This window comes from Marinobacter adhaerens HP15 (assembly GCF_000166295.1).
GTDB classification, from domain to species: domain Bacteria; phylum Pseudomonadota; class Gammaproteobacteria; order Pseudomonadales; family Oleiphilaceae; genus Marinobacter; species Marinobacter adhaerens.
On the sequence record NC_017506.1, the window covers coordinates 2556489 to 2571436 of the forward strand.

Sequence of the window (14948 nt, forward strand, 5' to 3'; positions counted from 1 at the left end):
TACCCCATGCTCGATTTTCTCCCCGCGCCGCTGAAGGGGACTTTGGCGGCCCTTCTCATCCTGTGTAATACGTTGGTGCTGATTCCGTTTCTTCTCGCAGTCGCCCTGCTTAAACTCGTTCTGCCCATTACCGCCGTACGCAAGGGCTGCACGGTGATCCTCAACACCATCGCGTGGCTCTGGATTGGCTTCAACAATCTTCTGATGGATCTTCTGCACAAGGTCGACTGGGATGTGCGGGGCGTGGAAAATCTCAGCCGGAAGCACTGGTATTTTGTCACCTGCAACCATCAAAGCTGGGCCGACATTCCCGCCATTCAGTATGTGCTGAACAGCCGGATCCCCCTGCTGAAGTTCTTCCTGAAGCGACAACTGATCTGGGTGCCATTACTCGGAGTTGCCTGGTGGGCGCTGGATTTTCCCTTTATGCACCGCCATACCAAAGAGCAGATCGCCAAACGCCCGGAGCTGAAGGGGAAGGATGTGGAGGCCACCCAGGCTGCCTGCGAGAAGTTTCGCTACACCCCGGTAACGATCTTCAACTTCATGGAAGGCACCCGTTTTACACCCGAGAAGCATGATCGCCAGAACTCACCCTACAAGCACCTGTTGAAACCGAGGGCAGGCGGAACGGCTTTTGTACTGGGCACGATGGGCGACATGATTCACACCATGCTGGATGTCACGATCGTGTATCCCGAAGGCCGGGCCGGCTTTTGGGATTACCTTTGCGGGCGAATCCGAAGGATTATTATTGACGTGCGGACGCGGGAAATTCCAGGCGAGTTTCTGGGAATGGATTACGAAAACAACCGGGAGACCCGGATTGCGTTCCAGCGCTGGGTGAGCCAGGTTTGGGCCGAAAAAGATGCGCGAATCGATGAGCTTAAAGCAGCCCAAGCTCCCGCGCCCGGACAATAGCCTGGGTTCGGGATTTCACTTCCAGCTTGGCATTGATTCGACGCGCGTGGGTTTTCACCGTATGCAGGGAAATATGCAGCTTGTCAGCTATTTCCTGGTTTGAAAGCCCTTTTGCAATCAGCTCAAGCACGCCCTGCTCCCGCTCACTGATGGGTTCCGCCAGGGTGTCTAGAGTACCCGCGACCTCACGAAGCTCAAACACCTCGCCCAGCGCTTCTTTAAACGCACCTTCAGGAAGCTGACCAAAGCCCTTCGTCATTAGCTCCTGCAACTCGTTCCTGAGCTCCCGGAAAGGACTGATGAAGTGCTCTGCAGCAGCCTCATTGACGACGGTAGACAGAATCTTCAGGGCAACCACCGGTCCCTTTTCATCAAGAACGATCACGGCCTCAAGCAAGCGCATGTGGAGCTCCACGCCCCATGGAATGGCTCCCTCATACCGTTCACGGATACCCTGGAGGGTTTCCCGGGCCTTTATCAGGTCACCGCGGGCAAGGTCGACCCGAACCTGAAGGCAGTCCAGCAAGCCTGGCATCATGGGGAAAAGCTCCGGTACGCAGCCCGCTTCCCGGTAAGGAGCAAGCTTTCGAACCGCCTGATCGGCACTGTCGATCTGATTCTGCGACAACCAACAGTTGGCTTTCAGGGCCTCGAGAACAGGTACGAACAGTGATTCGTCGACTTGCCAGGAATGCATGGTACGCTCGGCCCGACCAATCCAGACAAATGCATCCTCAAGTCGACCCTGGGCCCGACACATCAAGACACGAATGGTCATCGCCAGCAGCAGTCCAAGATCCCTGGTCTGTTCAGCATGTCGCCCACAGGTGACCAACAGGCGATCTGCTTCCGCTTCACGGCCCTGATGCCAAAGCACAAGCACCAGATTCAGTTGCAGGCGGGTTTCACCAATCCGGGCAGGACGCGAGAGCTCCTGCATGGCGGTATCGAGACCAGTGCGCAACAATTGCTCTGCATGTTTCAGGGCGCCTTTGCCCAGTTCGATCCGGGCATGGGCATAAACCGCCAGTGCTTCCGAACCGGAATCGCCCGCTTCTCTTGCGAGCCTCGACGCAGCCCGGTTTGCTTCCCGGGCCTCCGGGAATCGACCCGCCGCGCACAATGCACTTGAACGGACCATCTGCGTGACAAGCTGGCCCTGAGTACTGAGTTCCCCGTCAGCCAGGGCCTCATCAGCCATGTCCAAAGCCGGCCCAACACTGCCCTCGCCCCTCAGGATAAACGCTTTCAAGGCACAAATCCGTGCAGCCTGCTCCTGTCGGTCAGCCTCGGCCAGACCATCAATCAGCGCTCGCGCCTGCCGGAACTGGCCGCCAATTGCATGAACCCAGCTGTAGACAATTCTGAGACGCACGCTTCGTTCCAGGAGCTGGGCCGGCAAACTCTTGCGAAGGCGCAGGAGCGATGCGGTATCCTGACCCAACAGCAAAGCCTCTGATCCCTCAGAGGCGATGCGGATGACTTCCTCGGCATCTCCAGAGAGTAGCGCGTATTTCAATGCTTCCGGGAACTGGTCGCGCACACCAAACCATCGGCTCGCCTGAAGCATCCGCTCCGAATAACCGGCCATTACGGGCGACTTCAGCCATTCCTGCAACAACGGGTTTATACGAAACCAGCGACCACGGCCCGGCATCGGCTTTAAGGGCAGCCCCCGCTCGGCCGCCTGAGAGGGAACAAAGCCAGCTTCAGGCAGGAGTGGCTCAAGCGCCAGGAACAGCTCATCGGAGCACAGTTCAAGCTCTGCAATACCCCGCATGGACCGCATCTGCCCCGGGGTCAGATTGCCAAGCACCGACTCCTTCAAAAACCTTTCAACGCTCGGTGTTTCCTGAATGGGTTTGCGCTCGATATTCTGAGCAACCTCCCGACGATACAGCGCCAAAGGCGTCGCCCAGCCCTCGGTCATATAGTAGAGGTTATCGACAGCAACGCTGGTGAGTTCGCTCTTCGTCGTGGCGGACCGGAAAAACTCGAAGGTTTCTGAACGGGAAAACTCAAGCGTTTCAGACCCGATGCGGGTGAAACGGTTTTCCAGCTCGAGGCTGTGTGTTTCGAAAGGTAGCGCCTTACGGGAGATAAGAACGATGGACGAACCACTCGGAAATTCCATCACCAGCTGTTGAAGCAGGTCCACTACGGCGGGATTGCTGAGATTCTGGAGGTTGTCCAGCACCAGGACCCGTGGCTGGCCGGAACCCTCACGCGCCAAAGCGACCTGCATCATCGAAAGGGTATCCGAGAAGGTGGCGCCGCTCTGGAGCCCCTGCTCCGGGGTTTCAGGCAGATCCAGGGCAATGGCAAGCAAGGTCAGGAAGCGGGATGGTGCATTATCCTGGGAGTTCAGCGTAATCCAGCGGACTTGATCGGCAGCCATTTGAGCGCTGACGAGGCCGCTGACCACAGCGTGGGATTTGCCGTAACCACAGGGCGCCTCCAGAAAAAGAACACCTCTGGAAGTCAGTGCTTCGGAAATCCTGGTATCAAGCTTTGGCCGAACCATTGAATCGGACGGAACCGGGGGAATATGAACCCGTTGTCTGAGCAGGTCCCTGATTAACTCGCCCCGTTGAAGACCACTGTTCGCTGACTGGAATTCGTCGTTGGCTGCACAGCCATCATTGAATGGTTTCACGCACTGCCCCATTTAGCTCCGGCTCGCACTGCCTTGCACCGCCGGAAAAGTGGATCTTGCACTGACTTTTCAATGGCGACCGACATCGGGTACGCCTTTAGTATGATAAGAAGGTTAAACCAATTGAGGGGTGGGCTGCAAAATTTTGACGTGAAAGGGTTTTCCAGGGTGTAAAAAAACGGCGGGCCGTGAGGCCCGCCGTTTTTTGGTCTTCTGCAGAACCCTTACCGGGTACCGGCGCGGCGCAATGCGGCCGGCGTGTAATCCCTGGAGCGGCGCTCAACGCCAAACTCATACGGATTCTCTTCCTCGTTGGTCAGACCAAGCGCGAGGTAGCGGCCAGAGAGCAGGTCGTACAGCGTCTCTATGGCGTACCAGGGCACGTTCTGATCGTAGAACTGCATATTGTGGGCTTCTGCAACACGCCAGAGTTCGCCACGGCCGTCGTAGTGATCAATGACAGATGCCTGCCAGGAGTCTTCATCAATGTAGAAGTCACGCTGGGCATAGATGTGGCGGGCCCCTTCTTTCAGGGTTGCGCGAACATGCCATACACGGTGCAGCTCGTAGCGAGTGTAATCCTGATTGATATGACCAGCCTGAATGATCTGGTCATAGCTAAGACTGCGATCGGTCAGCTTGTAGGAGTTGTACGGAATGTACATTTCCTTCTTGCCAACCAGCTCCCAGTTGTAGCGATCCGGAGCACCGTTGAACATGTCGAAATTATCCGAGGTACGCATACCGTCAGACGCGGTACCCGGTCCGTCATACGCTACCTGAGGTGCCCGACGAACCCGACGCTGACCGGCGTTGTAAACCCACGCACGGCGAGGCTCGGCAACCTGGTCGATGGTCTCGTGTACCAGCAGTACGTTACCGGCGAGACGTGCCGGAGCGGTAATGGCCTGCTTGAAGTAAAACAGAACGTTCGCATCCTCGTCCGGATTGTAATCCGAGAGGTAGGTACGCCAGGTAAGCTCGTCCTGGAATTTCACAACAGAGAAATCACCACCTTCAGTCGGCGTCACCTGACCAACGGTACGCTGTACAGAACCACCTCTGTAACGGGTAATGTGGTTCCAGATTGCCTCCAGACCATTCTGGGGAATCGGGAACGGGGTGGCAGACTGATAGTTGCCCAGACCGTTACCGTCCTTGATCAGCTCAACCGTGGTCGCGTTTTCAACGGTCTGCTCCATGACCTCTTCAGGATAGGCAGCCGTACGATGGGTTTCATACACCGGCATGAAGTAGTCATCGTAGCGCTCGATCATCGCAACCTGGCCCGGGGACAGATTGTCTTTGTACTGCTCGACGTTACTCTGATCGATGGTGAACTTGGGCTGCTCATCCGCGAACGGATTCACATAGATGCCGTCATTGTTGTAGCCGGGAGGCGGAGTTGTCAGACCACCGGTCCAGGCAGGAATGGCGCCACCGTTACCGGCTTTTTCTGCACCCATCGGTGTCAGCGAGTTACCCAGCTTGGCCGCTTCTTCAGCAGAAACCGCACCCCAGGCCTGGCCAGCAAACATGCTCGCTGCCAGGACGCCTGTGGCCAGTAGTTTCTTGTTTAGTTTCATTTAAATTCCCTCGTTCAACGAATTCTTTCCGGGTTCAGAATGAGTATGAAACGCTAGCACTCACGAAATCGCGGTCAGTCAACTCGTTATACGGCTTGCCGCCGAAAAAGTTTGTGTAACCGATGTTGCCGGTAATCTTGTTCTGGTACACCGCCTGCAGAGACAGACCGATGGCCTTGCTGCCTTCGTTGAAAGCACCGCCCGGCTGCGGGCTGTAACCCTCAACATCGTGGCTCCAGGCCAGCTGCGGTGAAAGGTTAACACCGGCCAGCGCGTTCGGGTAATCCCAAACCAGACGTGCACGGTAACCCCATGAGAAGTCGGTTGTGAAGCCTTCGTTTTCGCAGTAGTTCGTGTTGATATTCAGGAGCGGACAAGCATCAACGCCGCCGGCACTGGGAACAGGTCCTACACCAAAGGTACCAGAGCGGCCGTAGCGCGCTTCGTCGTAACCAGGCAGATCGTGAATGTAAGTCGCGCCGAATTCAGAGATCAGGGAGAGGCGACTTGCACCCATAACCTGGTCGAAGAACTTGATCAACGTAAACTGCGCCTGGGATACATTGAAGCGATCATTGCCGGCAACGCTGACGCCCGGATCAAGGGTACCGCCAGCTTCTTCCAGCCTTTGCTTCTCGAGCAAACTTACCGGCGTGCCGTCAATCGGATTGCGGAGCTGAGTGCCGCCATACAGCAGTTCAAACGCGTTCCACTGAAGGGGAACCTTGTCCCGGAAGGAGTATTCCGCGCCAAGAGACCAACCGCCCGGGGTCGTGGTGTTAATGCTGATCCCGTAGAGGTCGATACCTTCCGGATACTCTACGAAGTATTTCGGGAACTGTTCACCGGTATCTTTGATTGTGCCGCTGACATAAGGAAGGCGGCTGTTGTACTTGATGTAGTAAAACCCGAGTTCCGAATCATTCAGTTCCGGCACATACCAGCGCACTGCCACCCCGAACTGATCTTTAGAGTCCGCTTCCTGGTCACCGATTCTAGGTGCGACGAATCCCTGCGCAAGCGCTTGTGAATCTGAAAGCTGCCCTGCCAGAAGCACGGGACCACAGCCATCAGCAGCGAAATCGTTGGTGGAGAAGAACGTGCCGCAGTCATCCGGACGAACCGGTTCCCAGTCCGCCTGCACGAATGTCTCAACGGTGACATTTTCGGTGATGCCAGCAGACATGTAGAACATTTCAACCGGAAGCAACGCGTCTTTCAGTTCGGAACCCGGAGCACGGAAAGCCGGAACATCAACAGGGTTAATGACGTTGATACCACCCGGGATAAATGTGCTCTCACCCCAACTGACTACCTGCTTTCCATAGCGAAGACTGACGGGGACGTTTCCGAAGTACCAATCTGAGAAGATGTAGGCGTCCAGAATTTCACCACCAGAGGCATTGTCTTTTGCCTCGGGGTTCAGCTCACGCCGCTGTCCAACGTAATCTACTGCCCTGCTCTCGTCTTTCAACTCGAAGTCGTACCAATAACGACCACGAAGCAGACCGCCTACGCGTGTCAGGTAAGGGTTGTCCACATAGTAATTGAGGTAGAGTTCGCTGTTGCCCTTGACGATTTTGGAGTAGGTGTCCCCGCTTTCAAAATTGAGGTTACCGTCGTCATAGTTGTTCGTGGAGGAACCAATATTCGCGAGAGAACCGCCTGGGGCATATTCGGGGCCAAGGTTACCCTGCGCGATCAGACGCTTGTCTCGATCCTCAACCCGCCAACCTGCACCCGCAGACAGCGTGGTGTTGAACTGGGCTTCCACATCACCCACATAAAACGAATAGGCGGCTGCCTGACCGGACATCCCGGCTGCAACTGCCACGGCCAGCGGTAATTTGGTCCAACGCTGCCATTGATGTGTTTTTCTTGTCATTGGAAGGCTACTCCATTGTTGTTCTGAGTCGCTGCTCTGATTATTGGTGTTCACGATGTATTGGAGGCTTCATGCACAGTGCTCGTGATGTTGGCACTATAGCTAACGCCTTCGGGCGCTTTGATCAGTCAAAAGTATGATTTTGCTATCATCCCCCTGTAAACGCCGTTTGCCGCCGGGTTCCGTCGCACAGAATCACTATAGACAACAAAATTAGATGCAACCACTTTGGTTTTGGTGGTTTTTTTGCAGTTTTAATTGTCGCTTCAGGTAAGGAGAAGCGCCGAGGGGGTGAATGTTTCTTCGGGAACCGCCACGAGCACATCCATGTGCGCTTGGCGTCGGCCATCCATGGCCGCCGACATTCCCGGAGAAACATTCACCCCCTCAGCACCAGGCCATGGAGTTCGCCTTCAACTAACACCGCAAAAACGATTGTTGAGGAACGCGTACCCAGGGACTCCCGCACCTGCCAAGCTCCCAGGCTTAGAGCATCTCAATAGCCATGGCCGTAGCCTCGCCGCCACCGATGCAAAGAGCTGCAATGCCCTTCTTTTTGCCGTAACGCTGAAGAGCGTACATGAGGGTGACCAGCAGGCGGGAGCCGGTGGAACCGACGGGGTGACCCTGGGCGCAGGCGCCGCCGTGGATGTTGACTTTTTCGGGGTCGAGCCCGAGTTCACGGATCGGCATCATGGCGACCATGGCGAAGGCTTCGTTGATCTCGAAGAGATCGACGTCGTCTTTGCTCCAACCGGTTTTGCCGAACAGGGTTTCGATGGCGCCAACCGGGGCGCAGGTGAACTCGGACGGATGCTGGGACTGGGTGCTGTGGCCGACGATGCGGGCCAGGGGTTTGAGGCCGCGTTTTTCAGCCTCGGACTCGCGCATCAGCAGCAACGCAGAAGCCCCGTCTGAGATCGAAGAGGCGTTTGCCGCTGTGACGGTGCCATCTTTGGCGAAGGCCGGGCGGAGGCTCGGGATCTTGTCGATGTTGGCGTTATGGGGCTGCTCGTCATCCTCAACGACCACCTCGCCTTTTCGGCTTTTCACGGTTACCGGAATGATCTCGTCTTTCAGCAGGCCTTCCTCAATGGCTTTCTTGGCTCGCGTGAGGGAGGTGATGGCGTATTCATCCATTTCTTCCCGGGTGTAGCCTTTCTTGTCCGCCATTTCCTGGGCAAAGGCACCCATCAGGCGACCGGTTTCGGCGTCTTCGAGGCCGTCCAGGAACATATGATCCTGGGGGGCCTGGCCCGGGCCCATGCGGTAGCCGCTGCGAACACCCTGCAGGATGTAGGGAGCGTTGGACATGCTTTCCATACCACCGGCAACCATGATGTCGTTGCTGCCGGCTTTGATCAGATCGTGGGCGAACATGGCGGCTTTCATGCCGGAGCCGCAGAGTTTATTGATGGTGGTAGCCCCAGTGTGATCCGGAAGACCGGCCTTGCGCATGGCCTGGCGCGCCGGGCCCTGTTTTAGGCCGGCAGGCAGGACGTTGCCCATAATGACTTCCTGCACGTCCGCAGGCTGCAGACCAGCGCGTCTTACGGCCTCGGCGATGGTGATCGCTCCAAGATCGGTTGCGCTGACACTGGCCAGGCTACCCTGGAATCCACCCATGGGGGTACGAACCCCGCTCACGATAACGACGTTGTCTGTGCTCATTTCTGAATCTCTCTGTTGGTTGTCTGGCAGGTTCTTGTCGGATTGCGCTGTGCTGATCCGACCTACGCAGGGCTGTTTTCTTTTTTATGGTTTGTGCGGTGCTTCGAGGTATTCCCGGGACTGCATTTCCAGCAGTCGGGATTCGGTGCGCTCGAATTCGAAGCCGAGGCGGCCGCCGGTGTAAAGCTCGGTGATAGGTGCCGCCGCCGAGATGATGACTTTAACGTTGCGGTCGTAAAATTCGTCAATCATGTTAATGAACCGGCGCGCCTGATCGTCTTTTTCTTTGCCCAGAACGGGCACGTTGCTGACGATGATGGCGTGGAACTGCCTGGCCATCTCGATGTAATCGTTCTGGCTTCGTGGGCCGTCGCAGACGTCTTTGAAATCGAACCAGACCACATCGTCTGCGTGCGCCTGGGCCGGAATTTTACGGCCATTGATTTCCATCGTTTTGCTGTGTTTTCCGGCCTCAACCGCCAAAGCATCGAAACTTTTTCGCAGGCTGACATCCGCATCTTCATCGAGAGGCGAATGGAACAGCTCCGCCTGCTCGAGAGTCCGCAACCGGTAGTCCACGCCGCCATCAACGTTGACCACATCGGTGTGCTTTTTGACGAGTTCAATAGCGGGCAGGAACCGGGCGCGCTGGAGACCATCCTTGTAGAGACCATCCGGGACGATGTTGGAGGTACACACCAGGGTGACGCCGCGACTGAATAAACCATCCATGAGAGTGGCGAGGATCATGGCGTCGCCAATGTCGGACACAAAAAACTCGTCGAAACAGATAACGCGAGTTTCATCGGCAAACTTCTTGGACACCAGCTCCAAAGGGTTTTTCTCGCCCTTGAGCGATTTGAGTTCGCTGTGGACACGCTGCATGAAGCGGTGGAAGTGAACCCGCATCTTGCGATCAAAAGGCAGCGACTCGTAAAAAGTGTCCATGAGGTAGGTTTTGCCGCGGCCTACCCCACCCCAGAAATACAGGCCCTTGACCGGCTCTTCCTTGCCTTTTTTGAGCTTGCGGAAAAGTTTGGCCTTGGGCTTGCTGCGATCCCTTTCGGCTTCAACCAGTTTGTCGTACAGTGACTGAAGGCGCTTGACCGCATCTTCCTGGGCCGAGTCCTTCTGGAAATCCGGGCGTTCAAGATCCTTCTGGTAACGTTGCCAAGGGGTCATGGTCGCACTGGTTTCGGAGGACATCGCAGCTGTCATCAAGGTATTCCCGGAAGTTGATCGTAAATTTGGGCGCCATATTGTCTCGCATTTGGCGATTTTTCGCCACGTTGGCCACCTGGGCAGCAATACGACGATTGGCGCAGGCCACAATCATGGGATGATGGAGCCTGGGGCGTTATACTCGTCGAACAGGGGCTTTGCTCACTTTTAGGTAAAAGGACGACACAGCATATGACAAACCTGATTCTGGCAGCGATTGCCGCATTGGTTGTTGGCATTGTCATCGGGGTATTTGTTGGCCGTTCCGGGCAGGGAACGTCGCTTCGGCAGCGCCGGGCGGAACAGCAGATTGAGGAACTGAGAAGCGAATATACCCGCTACCAGGCCCAGGTGAACGAGCATTTCATGGAGTCGGCCCATTTGCTGCGCCGCTTCAACGATGCCTACCGCGATGTGAACCAGCATATGGCACGAGGCGCCAACCGTCTTTGCAATGACGAGGACTGGATGGAGGAGTTGGCGCAGGAGACTTCCAAGAAGCGCCTGGAAGAGGTTCGCGAGGACGCTTCCGAGCCGCCGCGGGATTACGCGCCCAAGACAGATCCCAAGGATTCCGGCACGCTTGCCGAGGACTTTGGGCTCAAGAAGGGTGATAAGGCTCAGCAGGCCTGAGTTCTTTTTTGCTCTCGCGGAAGCTTGGGAGTTTAGTCTCGATAAGACTGCCAAGCTTGGGCAGGGACCGGGGTAGCCCCCCCTTTCCGAGGACCGCTACGAGCACATCCATGTGCGCTTGACGTCGGCCATCCTTGGCCGCCGACATTCTCGGAAAGGGGGGACTACCCCGCTCCATCAACTCTGTGCAATTCGCTTCAAGCCTTCGTCTGACCACCTATTCGCGATCAGACCGGGTTGTCACAATCAATGAATTTGTGGGTTACCCCAAACTCCTCCACTAGCGCTTTTCCGAGAGCCTGAACGCCGTAGCGTTCGGTCGCGTGGTGTCCGGCAGCGTAATAATGAATGCCGCACTCCCTTGCCGTGTGCGTCGTCGGCTCGGAGATTTCACCGCTGATGTAGGCATCGAGGCCAGCGTCCATAGCAGTGTTAATAAACCCCTGAGCAGCGCCGGTGCACCAACCTACCCGCTTGATCGCAGCCGGACCGTCGCCAACCCAGAGCGGCTCGCGATGTAGCTGTCTGGCGATGTGAAGACCGAATTTCTCTGGAGACATCGCTTCTTCCAGCTCACCCTCCCAGACCAGACCGCCGAGCGGGCGTGGATTCTTGATATTGAGAACGTCCGCCAGCTGACGGTTGTTGCCGTATTCGGGATGGTCATCCAGCGGGAGGTGGTAGGCGACAAGATTGATATCGTTGTCGAGAAGCTGTTTCAAGCGTTCTCGTTTCATGCCCTGGATTCGCTGGTCCTCACCTTTCCAGAAGTAGCCGTGGTGAACCAGGATCATATCGGCGTTTGCTTCAATGGCGGCTTCGATCAAAGCCTTTGAGGCCGTCACACCGGAGATGACGGTTTTAATGTCCGACGTGCCCTCAACCTGCAGGCCATTGGGACAGTAATCCTGGAAATTCTCTGGCTGCAGCCATTCGCCGATTTTCTTAAGGATGTCGTTTCGTTCAGCCATCAGTAATCGCTCCGGACTATTTCTGAGAAGTTCGACGAGCGAGGCGGGCACCCCTTTCCGGGAATGTCGGCGGCCAAGGATGGCCGACGTCAAGCGCACATGGATGTGCTCGTAGCGGTTCCCGGAAAGGGGTGTCTGCCTTGCGCTGCCCGCTAGCCCAAAGGCTAGAGTGATTCGAGCCGAGCAATCAAAGCATCGTTCTGCTCAACAGTGCCGATGGTGATGCGCAGGAACTCGCTGATTCGGGGCTTGTTGAAGTGCCGAACGATGATGCCCTGCTCACGAAGACCTTTCGCCAAAACCTCACCCGGCTGCTCTTTATGACGGGCAAAGATAAAGTTTGCCTTTGAGGGTAACACTTCAAAACCCAGCCCCTCGAGAACGGCCGTTACGCGCTCCCGCTCGGAGATCACGCCATCGCAGCACTTCCGGAACCAGGCCTCATCCTCGTAGGCTGCTTTCGCACCGGCCAGGGCCAAGCGGTCCAGCGGGTAGCTGTTGAAGCTGTTCTTCACCCGGTTCAGAGCCTCGATCAGGTCCGGATGGCCAACGGCGAAGCCTACGCGCAATCCAGCCAGTGAACGCGCCTTGGAGAGCGTCTGGGAGACCAGCAGGTTCGGGTATTTGTCGACCAGGGTGATTGCCGACTCGCCGCCGAAATCAATGTAGGCCTCATCCACCACCACGACGCGGTTCGGGTTGGCCGCCAGGATCTCTTCAACATACTGCAACTCGAGATACCGACCGGTTGGCGCGTTCGGATTCGGGAAAATCACGCCGCCGTTGGGTTGTTTGAAGTCCTCCGGGTTGATTTCAAAGCTTTCTGTCAGCGGTACCTTTTTGCTCTCGATGTTATAGAGGCCACAGTAAACCGGATAGAAGCTGTAGGTGATGTCCGGAAACAGGATCGGTTCGCCGTGCTGGAACAAACCGAAGAAGATGTGTGCGAGGACTTCATCGGAGCCGTTGCCGAGGAAGATCTGTTCCGGCGTTATCTTGTGGTAAGCCGCAATGGTCTCGCGCAGGCTTTCGCCTTCCGGATCGGGATAGAGGCGCAAGCCGTCGTTCAGTTCGGCCTGGATGGCTTCGATGACTTTTGGTGAGGGGCCGAAGGGGTTTTCGTTAGTGTTCAGCTTCACCAGGTTGGCCATTTTTGGCTGTTCGCCTGGGACGTATGGAACCAGGTCGTTTACCAGGGGGCTCCAGAATTTGCTCATCGATTATGCACTCCATTTGGTGCAGACGGGCGACAGGCAGGTCACTCTCCGAGAACCGCTACGAGCACATCCATGTGCGCTTGGCGTCGGCCATCCATGGCCGCCGACATTCTCGGAGAGTGACCTGCCCGCCGCCCTGCATACATAGGGGGTGAAGTCTTTTAATCTTTAATACGATATTCCGCCGACCGGGCGTGTGCCGTTAAGCCCTCGCCACGGGCCAGAACCGACGCCACCCGACCCATGCGGTCTGCACCGGCAGCGCTGAAGCCGATGATGGAGGACCGCTTCTGGAAGTCATAGACGCCCAGGGGTGAGGAGAAACGTGCGGTGCCGCTGGTGGGCAGCACGTGGTTCGGACCAGCGCAGTAGTCACCCAGGGCTTCGGCGGTGTAGCGGCCCATAAAGATGGCGCCGGCGTGGCGAATGTCATCGAGCATGGCCTCTGGGTCTTCAACCGACAGCTCCAGGTGTTCCGGGGCGATGCGGTTGGAGACTTCGGCGGCTTGTTTCAGGTCGGTGACATGGATCAACGCGGCGCGGTCAGTCATGGAGGTGCGGATGATGTCGGCACGCTCCATGGTGGGAAGCAATTTGTTGATACTGGCTTCGACAGCGTCGAGGAATTCAGCATCCGGGCTGATCAGGATGGACTGGGCCTGTTCGTCGTGTTCTGCCTGGGAGAAGAGATCCATGGCGATCCAGTCGGGATCGGTCTTTCCGTCACTGATCACGAGAATTTCCGACGGGCCGGCAATCATGTCGATGCCGACGACGCCAAACACTTCACGCTTGGCGGTGGCAACGAAAATATTGCCGGGGCCGACGATTTTATCCACCGCCGGGATGGTTTCTGTACCAAAGGCCAGCGCGCCTACGGCCTGGGCGCCGCCAACGGTGAATACGCGGTCGACTCCGGCAATCGCTGCCGAGGCCAACACCATGTCATTTACAACCCCATCCGGGGTCGGAACGACCATCACCACTTCACTGACGCCCGCAACCTTTGCCGGAATCGCGTTCATGAGCACGGAGGACGGATAAGCAGCCTTGCCGCCAGGCACGTACAAGCCCGCGCGGTCCAGAGGCGTTACCTTCTGGCCGAGCACGGTTCCGTCTTCGTCCTCATACTGCCAGGACTTCTGGTTCTGGCGTTCGTGGTAGTCGCGAATTCGCTCAGCCGCTTTTTCAAGGGCAACCCGCTGGTCCTGGGGAATCGCGTCCAGGGCCTGCTGCAAACGGCTTTGATCCATTTCCAACTCGGCGACGGACCCAACCTTCAGGCGATCGAATTTCTCGGTAAATTCCAGAACCGCCTGGTCACCCCGGGTCTTCACCTCATGCAGGATATGGCGCACCGACTCGTTCACCTGATGATCAACGCTGTCGTCCCAGGCCAAAAGTTTGGCCAACGCATCATTAAAGTCACTTTGGGAAGCGTTTAATCGGGTGATCTTGGCGGTCATAACTCAAATCCTGTATGGGATTAACGACTAACTGACTCTGGCCGGCACTGACATCAGGTCCGGCGTTTATCCACAGCTGCGGACATCTTTTCGATTATGGGGTTAATACGCTCGTGTTTCATCTTCATGGAGGCACGATTGACCACCAGCCGGCTGCTGATGTGCTCAATCAGTTCCCGGGCCTCGAGACCGTTCGCCTTCAGCGTGTTGCCGGTGTCGACAATGTCGACGATCTCGTCGGCCAGCCCGAGAATCGGAGCCAGCTCCATGGCGCCGTATAATTTGATGATGTCTGCCTGACGGCCTTGGGCCGAGTAATATCGGCGGGCCAGGTTTACAAATTTTGTTGCCACCTTGATACGACCGGATGGAGGAGTCTGATCTTTTGGTCCAGCGGTCATAAGGCGACACCGGGAAATGTTCAGATCCAGTGGCTCATACAGCCCTTCCCCACCATGCTCCATCAGCACGTCCTTGCCGGTCACACCAAGGTCCGCCCCGCCGTACTGAACATAAGTCGGCACGTCTGTGGCCCGGATAATCAGAACCCGAACATTGGGGTCCGTGGTCGGGAACACCAGTTTGCGCGACTTTTTGACGTCGTCGATCAGTTCGATTCCTGCTTCCGCCAACAGCGGCAGGGTTTCTTCCAGGATTCGTCCCTTCGACAAGGCGATGGTTATGGAATCTGTCATGGATTCTTCCGGTTTCCCGTAGTGTC

Annotated in this window: 11 protein-coding genes; 2 read left to right on the plus strand and 9 right to left on the minus strand. The window is 56.7% G+C overall.

The annotated features are described in order from the left end of the window. Positions 1 to 6: 6 nt before the first annotated feature. The gene (locus tag HP15_RS12075; protein WP_041645361.1) at positions 7 to 921 is read left to right on the plus strand and encodes an acyltransferase; all 915 of its coding nucleotides are present in this window, start codon (positions 7 to 9) and stop codon (positions 919 to 921) included. Here HP15_RS12075 and HP15_RS12080 read toward each other — a convergent pair. The 5 genes from HP15_RS12080 to zapE form a co-directional block, all read right to left on the minus strand. Next, the gene (locus HP15_RS12080) at positions 887 to 3589 is read right to left on the minus strand and encodes a LuxR C-terminal-related transcriptional regulator (RefSeq protein WP_014577722.1); all 2703 of its coding nucleotides are present in this window, start codon (positions 3587 to 3589) and stop codon (positions 887 to 889) included. The genes HP15_RS12075 and HP15_RS12080 overlap by 35 nt on opposite strands. Before the next feature lie 212 nt (positions 3590 to 3801). Then, a complete protein-coding gene (locus HP15_RS12085; RefSeq protein ID WP_014577723.1) occupies positions 3802 to 5163 on the minus strand; it encodes a DUF1329 domain-containing protein in 1362 nt (453 codons plus the stop codon). 34 nt (positions 5164 to 5197) lie between these two features. After that, positions 5198 to 7048: a DUF1302 domain-containing protein gene (locus HP15_RS12090; RefSeq protein WP_014577724.1), complete on the minus strand. Its 1851-nt coding sequence runs from the start codon at positions 7046 to 7048 to the stop codon at positions 5198 to 5200. 486 nt (positions 7049 to 7534) lie between these two features. Beyond that, entirely contained in the window at positions 7535 to 8719 is a 1185-nt protein-coding gene (locus tag HP15_RS12095; RefSeq protein WP_041645363.1) for a thiolase family protein, read from the minus strand. 84 nt (positions 8720 to 8803) lie between these two features. Beyond that, positions 8804 to 9901 (minus strand): cell division protein ZapE, encoded by a 1098-nt coding sequence (gene zapE / locus HP15_RS12100; protein WP_169702221.1) that lies wholly within the window; start codon positions 9899 to 9901, stop codon positions 8804 to 8806. A gap of 231 nt (positions 9902 to 10132) precedes the next feature. On the opposite strand from zapE, the gene HP15_RS12105 reads away from it, so the two are divergent. After that, complete coding sequence (locus HP15_RS12105; protein ID WP_008170195.1) at positions 10133 to 10573, plus strand: YhcB family protein; 441 nt, start codon at positions 10133 to 10135, stop codon at positions 10571 to 10573. A 227-nt stretch (positions 10574 to 10800) separates the two neighbouring features. Here the strand turns inward: HP15_RS12105 and HP15_RS12110 are convergent, their stop codons facing one another. From HP15_RS12110 to hisG, 4 genes are all read right to left on the minus strand, one after another. Then, positions 10801 to 11544: a Nif3-like dinuclear metal center hexameric protein gene (locus HP15_RS12110; protein ID WP_014577727.1), complete on the minus strand. Its 744-nt coding sequence runs from the start codon at positions 11542 to 11544 to the stop codon at positions 10801 to 10803. A gap of 164 nt (positions 11545 to 11708) precedes the next feature. After that, positions 11709 to 12761: a histidinol-phosphate transaminase gene (gene hisC / locus HP15_RS12115; protein ID WP_014577728.1), complete on the minus strand. Its 1053-nt coding sequence runs from the start codon at positions 12759 to 12761 to the stop codon at positions 11709 to 11711. A gap of 161 nt (positions 12762 to 12922) precedes the next feature. Then, on the minus strand, positions 12923 to 14227 hold the full coding sequence (hisD, locus tag HP15_RS12120; protein WP_014577729.1) for a histidinol dehydrogenase: 1305 nt from the start codon (positions 14225 to 14227) through the stop codon (positions 12923 to 12925). Positions 14228 to 14280: 53 nt separating this feature from the next. Further along, positions 14281 to 14922, minus strand: a complete 642-nt coding sequence (gene hisG / locus HP15_RS12125) for an ATP phosphoribosyltransferase (RefSeq protein WP_014577730.1) — start codon at positions 14920 to 14922, stop codon at positions 14281 to 14283. Between the last annotated feature and the right edge of the window lie 26 nt (positions 14923 to 14948).

Bases quoted from the DNA above. Each gene is read 5' to 3' on its own strand.
- HP15_RS12075 (WP_041645361.1), top strand. From the start codon at position 7: ATGCTCGATTTTCTCCCCGCGCCGCTGAAGGGGACTTTGGCGGCCCTT.
- HP15_RS12110 (WP_014577727.1), bottom strand. From the start codon at position 11,544: ATGGCTGAACGAAACGACATCCTTAAGAAAATCGGCGAATGGCTGCAG.
- HP15_RS12090 (WP_014577724.1), bottom strand. From the start codon at position 7,048: ATGACAAGAAAAACACATCAATGGCAGCGTTGGACCAAATTACCGCTG.
- hisD (WP_014577729.1), bottom strand. From the start codon at position 14,227: ATGACCGCCAAGATCACCCGATTAAACGCTTCCCAAAGTGACTTTAAT.
- HP15_RS12095 (WP_041645363.1), bottom strand. From the start codon at position 8,719: ATGAGCACAGACAACGTCGTTATCGTGAGCGGGGTTCGTACCCCCATG.
- zapE (WP_169702221.1), bottom strand. From the start codon at position 9,901: ATGACCCCTTGGCAACGTTACCAGAAGGATCTTGAACGCCCGGATTTC.
- hisC (WP_014577728.1), bottom strand. From the start codon at position 12,761: ATGAGCAAATTCTGGAGCCCCCTGGTAAACGACCTGGTTCCATACGTC.
- hisG (WP_014577730.1), bottom strand. From the start codon at position 14,922: ATGACAGATTCCATAACCATCGCCTTGTCGAAGGGACGAATCCTGGAA.
- HP15_RS12085 (WP_014577723.1), bottom strand. From the start codon at position 5,163: ATGAAACTAAACAAGAAACTACTGGCCACAGGCGTCCTGGCAGCGAGC.
- HP15_RS12105 (WP_008170195.1), top strand. From the start codon at position 10,133: ATGACAAACCTGATTCTGGCAGCGATTGCCGCATTGGTTGTTGGCATT.
- HP15_RS12080 (WP_014577722.1), bottom strand. From the start codon at position 3,589: ATGGGGCAGTGCGTGAAACCATTCAATGATGGCTGTGCAGCCAACGAC.